This is a genomic window from Epilithonimonas sp. (assembly GCF_056329745.1).
Genome location: NZ_JBWEYV010000003.1, coordinates 220583 through 228336 on the forward strand (window position 1 = coordinate 220583; position 7754 = coordinate 228336).

The following is a 7754-nucleotide window of genomic DNA, read 5'->3' on the forward strand; positions in this document are numbered from 1 at the left end:
ATTAAGATATTTTAGAATTCAAGAATTCGGCAAAAGACATTTGTTTATCAGACATTTCTGTATCAATAATTTTGAAGATATTTTTACCAGGATGTTTACTTTTGAAATTCCAATAAAATCTCATTACTTCGGAAGTTAAGGGCATTTTATTCAAATTAATTAGAGAAACCATGTTTCCTATATTATCGTTGAATCTTTTCAAATCTTTGACAAAATGTTCCAATGCTGAATCATAATTCCCATACTTAGAAACATAAAATTGTACAGCTCTTTTTTCAGGTTTTTCTGTTGTGTACGTTAGATATTGCTCAAGTGAAACTTCATTCCCATAAACTTCTCCTTTTGATCCTCTCTTTAGATAAAACTCTTTAAATCGACTTCTTCCAAATTTGTTATTCAAATTGTTTATCGTAAAAATCTTATTCTGTTCTACTTTGTTAAGCGACAAAATTTCTGCGATTTCTTCGAAGTTGTCTTTAAATTTCGTTTGGTCAAGAAGGATAAATGTATCAGAATTATTAATGATTGAATCTTTAACAACCTTATTTCCTAGAATATCCCCAAGTTCCTGTGTTACCACCATAGCCTCGCCCCAAAACTTTCTGACGGTCTTATATAGGTATAGAATATAACCAGCCATTAGTGGTGATGCAATTGCTTTCCATGCTTCTTCAATGATTAGTGCTTTTCTGCGATCTTCCCTTAACCTCATTTTTTGAATAAAAGTATCCATGATAATTAATGTTACAATTGGAAAAAGGGTTGGATTATCTTTAACATTATCGATTTCAAAGACGATAAAAGGTTCATAAAATAATGTATTGTCAGCACTTTCATTAAGAATAGTATCATATCTACCTCCTTTATAAAAATCCTTTAAAATTTTAAATAAAATCCTAGCATTAAATTCATCTTCTCTTATTGGTTCTTCTTTGTGACTAAGATAAATCGGAAGAAATTTTTTAGCATATTCATAAAATCCATTAAAGGATAACTCGGTTGCTGGAAGCTTTTCTGCTAATGAAATTACTCGCTTAATAAGTGCAAATCTGAAATCTTCATTATCTTCATCATTATTAGGGTTTATTTTTCTAACTATATCTTTTTGAGAAATAAGAATAAGATGATTTAAATTATATTCAGTTCTCTTTTCATCATCAGATAATGTTCTGTACGCATTATGAATACTATGATAAAGTTCTGCATCATAATCTGGATTGTTAATGTTGTGATCCGGATGATATTCCAAAAGCAATTTTCTTCCTTTTCTTTTAATTTCGTCAGTTGTGCTATCAAAAGGTATATTCAGAATATCGTAGTAAGTTTTATATTCGGCAGTTTTCCTGTAAATATCGTCCTCAATATCTGATGAGTTAATATCAAACTTATCAAGATAAAGCAGAAGTTCTTCATTCGTTTTGTTCTCATACCATTTTTTTCCAGAATTGAAAAAAGCATGATAGTAAGATAAAAGCAAACTGTCTAGAGTTGTTTTTTCAACCTTGGACATTTCCGAGTTTGGCCCTTTCCAAATAAGATAAATTAGATTGCTCAAGAAATCAATTTTTTCTATATTCAGTTCATGTTCCTTCATTTGAAAAGGATTCATTGTGATCGGATTTTCTTCGGTGTATTGAATATATCTACCCCCTTTATACTTACATGTTCCTGAATAAGAGTCGCCAGTATCCACAATTACCACATCATAATTATAGGTAAGATATTGCTCAACTATGTTATTCATCAAAAATGATTTTCCAGATCCACTCGGACCCAAGACAAACTTATTCCTGTTGTTTATCCTTCCTGTGTTCATTGGAAGATCAGCTGGATCTATCTTTAATGGCACCCCCTGTCTGTCTGTAAATCGAAGGAAAAAATTAGATTCTTCATTTACAGGGTAACTCTCTTTAAAAAAAAAACAAACCGCAGCTTCACTCGTGGTTGAAAATAAATCGTATGTTCTAAGTTCCGTAGCATTACCAGGAAGGCAACAGCGAAAAAGTTCTAATTGATTATATCCGTTTTGAGAAACTATTATTCCCTTTGTGAATAATTTATTTTCAATCATTGATTCTGTTTCCTCAAAATCTTCCAAGTTAGAAGCAGAAAAGCAGATGGAAAAATGTGCATCAACAATTAATTGTCCATCCATCGCAATATTAGCAAGTAATGTATCGATTTCGGCTGCTACAATGATATTTGCAGGTGAATTACTTCCTGCCCCTTCATGTTTCCTTTTTTTCTTGTCCAGTTCCCTTTGTTTCGCAGCTTGCGGAGGAATGTTGATAATCTGATTGTAAACTACAGTTTCATACTTTTCAAGTTCATTGATGAAAGTAAAATTATCAACCGCTGTTTCTGAGGCCGCTCCGTTACCACCCATCATAGTATAAGTGTCAATTTCCGATGGCAATTCAATTTTTTCAACATCAATTAATGGAATTGTTTTAACATAGTTTTTACCAATGTTTAGGTATTCCGGAGATCCTTTTATATTGTTGTAAATTGGAACATCGCTAAATTTCATTGATAAAATTCCTCGAATATAATATTCGAAGTCTTTTTCCATTAAGTATTTTGGGTCACAACCGTTTTGCGCTAAAAGAATAAAAATTTTCTGCGCTTTATCTACTAGTTTTTTAAAGTTCTTTTCAGAAAATTTAAAACTTTTCTTTTTGGAATGATCTACTATTTCGGAAAAAAGTAAAATCGTATCAATAGTCTTGAACATTCTTCCTTCAAAATGCTCAGAATACTTTTGTTGTAAAAATTCCCTAGAAGGCTCAGTTGTATACTTCTTTCTGCTAAAAATATCTAATTTTTGTATGCTATGATTTTCACCTGCAATAGCTATCACTTGATTAAGCAATGTGTGAAATTCTAGATAACTATCTGGATCTGCTGAATATTGTTCAACATTATTTTTGATTTTAATGCCTATAATTGGTTGTCCATATTGACCCCATAAAACATCAAAATTCCAATTTTGCTCAGTACCATTATCATAACCTATAAAGGGTATATCAAATTCTATCTTTTTTTTCATTTTTAAGAATGTTTTGTAGTTTGGTGTTTTTAAATCGCCTAGGCATAATGTAGATTACATTCTTTGTTTTAGTTTTGCTGTATAATCCTTTGGTATCTTGCATCTTGAAAATCCACCATATTCCTCCTCCGGTAATTGCAGCTCCCAATAAAATTCCCATAATTCCCACTAAGGTGTTAAGAATCGCAATTAAAACAAATCCTCCTGCTATAGTCCCTAAAGCATAGTATATGTACTTATCCTTTAGTCCGAAAAAAACAAGGGGCTTTTTTAGCCCCTTATAAAGTTTAAAACTCATTTTATCCAGGGAAAATAGCCTCAATAAAAGTTGGCACAATAGTCAAAAAGATAGCAGCACCTCCCCATCCAATAATTTCCTTATTGATATCTTGATCTCCATTCGTCCATTTGTTGTAAATTCTTACACCACCTACAATCCCAACAATTACAGCAATTGCATAAATCAAGGTTTTAAGACCTGTTAAGTAACCCCGAATTGTACTTCCCGCGGTACCTAAGGCTGAACCTCCACCTGTTGCGTAAACATCTTGAATTGTAAAAAGCACCAATGCAAGCATTAGCATTTTGCCAGGTGTAAAAACTTTGCTGAAGCTTTTCAGAGTTTTTTTGGCATTGAATTTCACTTTGTTGAATTTTTCATTCATAATAAAAAAAATTTAAATTGGTTAATAAATATGTACTAAACTAAATTGTATGTTTTAAAACCATCCCTGTTGGCGACCAATTGAATTTTAGTCTCTGCTTCGTTGAGCATCTTCTTGATATCAATCTTTTTTTTCTTCTGCAATGAGTTTGCTGAAGTAGATGATGAACCGTCATTTTCCTCTTGCTTTGGATTGGGATTAGTATTTTGATCTCTTTCAAAATATTCCAGTTCTTGTTCAGCTTCAAACGATTCTCTCCACCTTTCCAGATCTGGTTCCCTATCCACTGTATTCTCTACATAAACTTCCCTTTTTTGGAAAGACTGCGGCATATTTAGATTTTCGACATCATCAATTTGAACTTTAGATGGAGTATTTTGATTTTCATCAACAATACCTAAGGAATATTCCTGAACTTCATCTTTACCTGATACTTTTTCTTTAGTCAAAAAACCATCATAGATGATATTTCCAGCATAGTATATAAAATACGCTACCGAAATGATTACATAAATGTTATTCATTATTTATAAAGGGTTTGATTATCTTTTAATTCTAGCAGTTCAGCACTAATTTTTCTAAATTCCTGTTTTCCCAGAGCATATCTTAAAGCCAAATCCATAACTTCATTAATACTAACATTGAATGTTTCGAACTTGCCTAGCTCAATATGAATCGCCTTATCTATCATAATTGTTTTAGGCCTCCGATCATCTTTGTACATTTCCCAGTCGAATGGAAATCTATTAATATTGATGTCGTTGTATTTTCTCTCTAAGACTATATTAAAGGGTAATTTGAAGTGTTTCATTAATGTAATCTATGATTTCTTTAAATGGTCGTTTAACAGCAAATTTTTGTTCATAAGTCAATTTCCTGGTATTGATCGTTTGTAAAACATTTCTTTTGTAAACAGGGTTTACAAGAAGGTTCCCATATTTTGAAATTTCATCATCCATATCTTTTTGATTTGGATAATTAAATCCTTTATCAAACTTACTTCTGATAAAAATTCGTTCTGCCTCGCTTTCAAGCATTCCTAAAAGCTCAATAAATACTAATGTTGATTTTGCCGAAACATCGCTATATTCGAAGGGTATAATGATAAAATCACTGTAACCTAATAAGGATGAATATCTATCGTCCAATGTACCAGCCAAATCAAAGAGGAAAATATCCTCACTTTCTTTAAGTTTAATAACTACTTCAGCATCTACAAAATCTTCTTCTTTACTCTCATCAACTACTTCTACATTATAAAGCTTTGGTAGATCTAACATTTCATCTTCCTCCCACTTGTGAAAAAAAGATTTTTGATAGTCAAAATCATATACATGTATTTTCCGATCTGTAATTGAGGTTAGATAATTAGCAAATGCTATTGCTAGTGTAGTTTTACCTGTTCCTCCTTTTTGTGTTGCGAATGTGATTAACATAATTTTTAATTTTATTTTATTTTTTCCTTTTCCTTTTCTTCTTTAACAAATCATCTTCAGCCGGATCTTTAGCTGATGGTGAATTTCTACCAACAGTATTTGAAACTTCTTCAACTATTTCTAGTATTTTGATAATTTTGTTTTCATCTTTACTTTCTATTCCTAAAATGCTATCATGGAAACTTTTATACATCTTTTGACCTAGCACTTTTTCAAGGTCATCGATGAAATGATTTCCAAAATGAATAACATGAAATCTTCCATCATTTGATTGAAAAATTTCCGCACGCTCGCTTTTTAACTGACCAGCTTTGACAATATCTTTTGTGTCATTTTTTATTTCATTCCAGATATCTTTACTCTTCCGTGCTTTATTCTCAAATAGCATAAATCCTTGGATTTCTGACGAAAGTTGTTTTTTGTTTAAAAACTCTAACAGTACTTGCTTTTTAGTATCAGTAGCAATGTTAAAATCCTTTAAACTTTCAAAAGTTTTTTTTTCAATAACGCTGCTCGTAAAATCAAAAACATCGTTCATTTTCATTATCTCACTTCCTTTAAAAACTTTTCCCGTATGATTATCAATTAAAGAATAGCCAAAAGGTTGAAATTCATTCTTGTGATGAAATACGATGTCAATTCCAAACATTTTGCGCATCTTCTGCTGAAGTTCACTTTCAAATTCAATCTTAGGTTTCCACTCATCGGAGTTTTTTTCTTCCGGCAACATTCTCTCTTGATGCCTTCTATCTTCAACCTTAAAAACCTTATTGGAATAAACTTCTTTATATTTTGTCAATATTGCCTTGATTTGCTTTTCTCTTAAAGTTTTTCTTTCATTGTCAAATACTAAATGATTTCCTGAAAATGATCTTTGTAAAACACCGTTTTTTAAAACATCAAATTTGTTTTCATCTAGTTTATTTGGTATCATCTTAAAGCCATTTCTTTCAAGTAGTATTTCTAATTGTCTTACATTGCTAATTTTGAAATTCATCAATTTTTCAAGTAAAGCATGGAGATCTTCTCCATATAAATTAAGCATGACTTTGGATAAGGCTTTCTGTGATTTGAGCTTCTCAAAGCTATCGTTGATCTTCTTTCCACTTCCTTTATCTACTCGTGTTGAAACAATATGCACATGGTTATTCTCAGTATCATTATGAAAAACTACTATGAATGGTTGTTTTCCGTAACCCATTTCTTCCATGAAATTTCTCGCTATTTCGGATAATTCTTCTTTAGTGTGTTCTCTAAACTTGGTAGAAATAACTGCATGGAATTGTGGCTTTTTAACTTTCTCATTTTTCGAAACGGAGGCTAAATAGTTTTTTACATCTTCCTTGGGGCTGTCCTGGTTAATTGATTCAGGAAAATTATTCATAGAAATCAATTCTCCTTTTCCTTCTTCTATTTTTTTGTCGTTATAATTGACACCTGGAAAGTCGGAACCTGCGGCAGCATTAATTTTTACAATCATTTAGAAAGCATTACTAATATTTGCATGAAAATTTTTTTTTGCTCGTCCTTCAATCTGATAACCTCTTTTAAATTATCATTGAAATTTTTCAATTCATTTTCAGAAATGAATTTCTGACCGTTAGCAATCCTTGCAAATTGATTAATGTTATTTTCTACTTTTGCAAACTTGTTTTCTTGTTTTTCAATGAACGCCAGTACCTTTCGTCTTTCACTGTCTAAAATTCTATTTTCAACAGAATCTAAGATTAGTTGTGTGAGTGATACCTGTCTTTTTTTACAGAGTTCCTTCCAAGAATTTTTACGATCCTTTTCAATTCTGAATTTTATCATTGCTGATTTATTCTCCATTTCGATGTTGTAAAAACCTGTTATTTGAACGCTATATTGCTGATTTGGGAGCTAAATTGAATACTTTGTTTTGTTTTTACAAGGTTTTGATAAGGTGACGGGCTAAATAGTGCAGGAGTGGGCTAAATAGTGCAATACTTTTGATTTTTAATTTTTTGTTTCAAGTGTTAAAAGCATATATGAATAGATGTGGATAATATTATAGTTGGCGCAATAAGATATTTTGAAAAATCTCCCATTAAAAAAAAAACGAGTCCCGAAGTTTTTTCCCCTTTTGAAAAAAGGCAAGATTGTACTTTGTACCCAGAAAATTCAGTAGAATTTTGTGGGTACAAAGACACATCTTGCTAATAAGCACTGCTGTTTTTTGGGAGAACTCTCTTAAAAATTTAATGAAAAATAGGAGAGGAGTATATCTAATTGATTATCAGATAGGATTATTTGTAAATTAAACATTACTACTCATTAAAAACTAAATTTTAACCGAAAAATTAAGTAGATTTTGCAGAAAAAAAAATGGAAAATTTCAAGCTTGATATTTTGATAAAATTGTAAATATCGGATTATCAAAGTAATAAGAAAGAAACACTGTGCTTTTTTTTGCAGGTTTAAATTATAGACCATGTATTATATTTTACAGGTTTGCCTCAAACCATACATTATATTTTACAGGTGCAAAAGTTTCTTAACCTTGATGGATATTTTGCAGGTGGTGGGTATTGAACCTTTGCATATTTTTTGCAGGTCGGGTTCTGAACCTTGATGGATATTTTG

The 7754-nt window shown here is 31.2% G+C and carries 8 protein-coding genes; all 8 read right to left on the reverse strand.

What is annotated here, in order from left to right; translation table 11 throughout:
* Position 1: 1 nt before the first annotated feature.
* The 8 genes from AC00Y6_RS04165 to AC00Y6_RS04200 are packed head-to-tail and all read right to left on the reverse strand — an operon-like array spanning position 2 to position 6980.
* Positions 2–3049: a TraG/VirB4 family ATPase gene (locus AC00Y6_RS04165; RefSeq protein WP_474489357.1), complete on the reverse strand. Its 3048-nt coding sequence runs from the start codon at positions 3047–3049 to the stop codon at positions 2–4.
* Positions 3027–3347 (reverse strand): DUF4133 domain-containing protein, encoded by a 321-nt coding sequence (locus AC00Y6_RS04170; protein ID WP_474489358.1) that lies wholly within the window; start codon positions 3345–3347, stop codon positions 3027–3029. Before AC00Y6_RS04170 ends, AC00Y6_RS04165 begins: the two co-directional genes overlap by 23 nt.
* A 1-nt stretch (position 3348) precedes the next feature.
* The gene (locus tag AC00Y6_RS04175; protein WP_474489359.1) at positions 3349–3714 is read right to left on the reverse strand and encodes a DUF4134 domain-containing protein; all 366 of its coding nucleotides are present in this window, start codon (positions 3712–3714) and stop codon (positions 3349–3351) included.
* 35 nt (positions 3715–3749) lie between these two features.
* Positions 3750–4238: a hypothetical protein gene (locus tag AC00Y6_RS04180; protein ID WP_474489360.1), complete on the reverse strand. Its 489-nt coding sequence runs from the start codon at positions 4236–4238 to the stop codon at positions 3750–3752.
* A complete protein-coding gene (locus AC00Y6_RS04185; protein WP_476589235.1) occupies positions 4238–4525 on the reverse strand; it encodes a hypothetical protein in 288 nt (95 codons plus the stop codon). Before AC00Y6_RS04185 ends, AC00Y6_RS04180 begins: the two co-directional genes overlap by 1 nt.
* Positions 4500–5150 carry a ParA family protein gene (locus tag AC00Y6_RS04190; protein WP_474489362.1) on the reverse strand — a complete coding sequence of 217 codons (651 nt, stop codon included), beginning with the start codon at positions 5148–5150 and terminating at the stop codon, positions 4500–4502. Before AC00Y6_RS04190 ends, AC00Y6_RS04185 begins: the two co-directional genes overlap by 26 nt.
* Before the next feature lie 16 nt (positions 5151–5166).
* Positions 5167–6630, reverse strand: a complete 1464-nt coding sequence (locus AC00Y6_RS04195) for a relaxase/mobilization nuclease domain-containing protein (RefSeq protein ID WP_474489363.1) — start codon at positions 6628–6630, stop codon at positions 5167–5169.
* Positions 6627–6980: a hypothetical protein gene (locus AC00Y6_RS04200; RefSeq protein WP_474489364.1), complete on the reverse strand. Its 354-nt coding sequence runs from the start codon at positions 6978–6980 to the stop codon at positions 6627–6629. The genes AC00Y6_RS04195 and AC00Y6_RS04200 overlap by 4 nt, the downstream gene beginning before the upstream one ends.
* Positions 6981–7754 lie beyond the last annotated feature (774 nt).

What these genes read in the sequence shown, in the direction of transcription:
- AC00Y6_RS04165 (WP_474489357.1), bottom strand. Translation starts at nt 3,049, where the DNA reads ATGAAAAAAAAGATAGAATTTGATATACCCTTTATAGGTTATGATAAT.
- AC00Y6_RS04170 (WP_474489358.1), bottom strand. Translation starts at nt 3,347, where the DNA reads ATGAGTTTTAAACTTTATAAGGGGCTAAAAAAGCCCCTTGTTTTTTTC.
- AC00Y6_RS04175 (WP_474489359.1), bottom strand. Translation starts at nt 3,714, where the DNA reads ATGAATGAAAAATTCAACAAAGTGAAATTCAATGCCAAAAAAACTCTG.
- AC00Y6_RS04180 (WP_474489360.1), bottom strand. Translation starts at nt 4,238, where the DNA reads ATGAATAACATTTATGTAATCATTTCGGTAGCGTATTTTATATACTAT.
- AC00Y6_RS04185 (WP_476589235.1), bottom strand. Translation starts at nt 4,525, where the DNA reads ATGAAACACTTCAAATTACCCTTTAATATAGTCTTAGAGAGAAAATAC.
- AC00Y6_RS04190 (WP_474489362.1), bottom strand. Translation starts at nt 5,150, where the DNA reads ATGTTAATCACATTCGCAACACAAAAAGGAGGAACAGGTAAAACTACA.
- AC00Y6_RS04195 (WP_474489363.1), bottom strand. Translation starts at nt 6,630, where the DNA reads ATGATTGTAAAAATTAATGCTGCCGCAGGTTCCGACTTTCCAGGTGTC.
- AC00Y6_RS04200 (WP_474489364.1), bottom strand. Translation starts at nt 6,980, where the DNA reads ATGGAGAATAAATCAGCAATGATAAAATTCAGAATTGAAAAGGATCGT.